At 74.0% G+C, this 1,417-nt stretch carries 1 protein-coding gene; it reads left to right on the plus strand.

The features are described from left to right. Window positions 1-155: 155 nt before the first annotated feature. Window positions 156-1,226, plus strand: a complete 1,071-nt coding sequence (gene dapE / locus KN815_RS42230; RefSeq protein ID WP_216347072.1) for a succinyl-diaminopimelate desuccinylase — start codon at window positions 156-158, stop codon at window positions 1,224-1,226. Window positions 1,227-1,417: the final 191 nt, after the last annotated feature.

A 1,417-nucleotide genomic window follows, 5' to 3' on the forward strand; every position in this document is an offset into this window, starting at 1 on the left:
GGGGCGGCGTGGGCCGCCGGAGCCGGAGCCGGAGCCTGAGCCGGGGTGTGGGGCTGGGGCTGGGGCCGGGGCCGCCTCGGCCGTCGGTCCGAGGCCCTCTGGCCGCCCGGACCGGGGCAGCCGGACGCTCGGGGCGACCGGCTAGGGTCGGCCGTATGGCACATCCAGAACTCGACCTGTCCCTGGACGCGGCCCGGCTCACCGCCCGGCTCGTCGACTTCCCCTCGGTCAGCGGTGAGGAGAAGGCGCTCGCCGACGCCGTGGAGCAGGCCCTGCGGGCCCTGCCGCATCTGACCGTCGACCGGGACGGGGACGCCGTCGTCGCCCGTACGAACCTCGGGCGGGGCGAGCGGGTCGTGCTGGCGGGCCATCTGGACACCGTGCCGATCGCCGACAACGTGCCCTCCCGCCTCGACGACGACGGCCTGCTGTGGGGCTGCGGCACCTCCGACATGAAGTCCGGCGTCGCCGTACAACTGCGCATGGCCGCGACCGTGCCCGAGCCCAACCGCGACCTCACCTTCGTCTTCTACGACCACGAAGAGGTCGCCGCCGAGCTGAACGGGCTGGGGCGGCTGGCCAGGAACCACCCCGAGTGGCTGGCCGGAGACTTCGCCGTGCTGCTGGAGCCCACCGACGGCAAGGTCGAGGGCGGCTGCCAGGGCACCCTGCGGGTACGGGTGAGCACGCAGGGGCGGCGCGCCCACTCCGCGCGCAGTTGGCTCGGTGAGAACGCCATCCACAAGGCCGCGCCGATCCTGGACCGGCTGGCCGGATATGTCCCCCGGCGGGCGGAGATCGACGGGCTCACCTACCGCGAGGGCCTCAACGCGGTACGGATCGACGGCGGCCACGCGACCAATGTCATCCCGGACTTCTGCACGGTGACGGTGAACTTCCGCTTCGCCCCCGACCGCTCGGAGGAGGAGGCGCTCGCGCATGTCCGCGAGGTCTTCACCGGCTTCGACATCGAGCTGACCGACAGCGCGCCCGGCGCCCTGCCCGGTCTCGGCCACCCGTCGGCCGCCGCCCTCGTGGCGACGCTCGGGGTGGAGGTGGCCCCCAAGGACGCCTGGACCGATGTCGCCCGCTTCTCGGCGCTCGGCGTGCCCGCCGTGAACTACGGCCCCGGCGATCCGAAGCTGGCCCACACCCGCGAGGAACACGTACCGGTCGCCGCAGTGCTGGAGGCCGAGGAGCGACTGCGCACCTGGCTGGCCGGCTAGCGCCGCCGGGGCTCCGCCCCTGGACCCCGCTCCTCAAACGCCGGAGGGGCTGGATTGCGTCACCAGGAGCGGAGCCCCAGTTGTGAGAAGGGGAGGGGAGCAGCCCGCCGCGGGCGGCAAGATCCGTCGGACACCCCCGAGCGGCGCCGGCGGGCCGTCGCCCCTGTGTGATCAGCGGTTCGGTGGGTGAG

The organism is Streptomyces niphimycinicus, from assembly GCF_018883605.1.
Classification (GTDB): Bacteria; Actinomycetota; Actinomycetes; order Streptomycetales; family Streptomycetaceae; genus Streptomyces; species Streptomyces niphimycinicus.

What these genes read in the sequence shown, in the direction of transcription:
- dapE (WP_216347072.1), top strand. Translation starts at nt 156, where the DNA reads ATGGCACATCCAGAACTCGACCTGTCCCTGGACGCGGCCCGGCTCACC.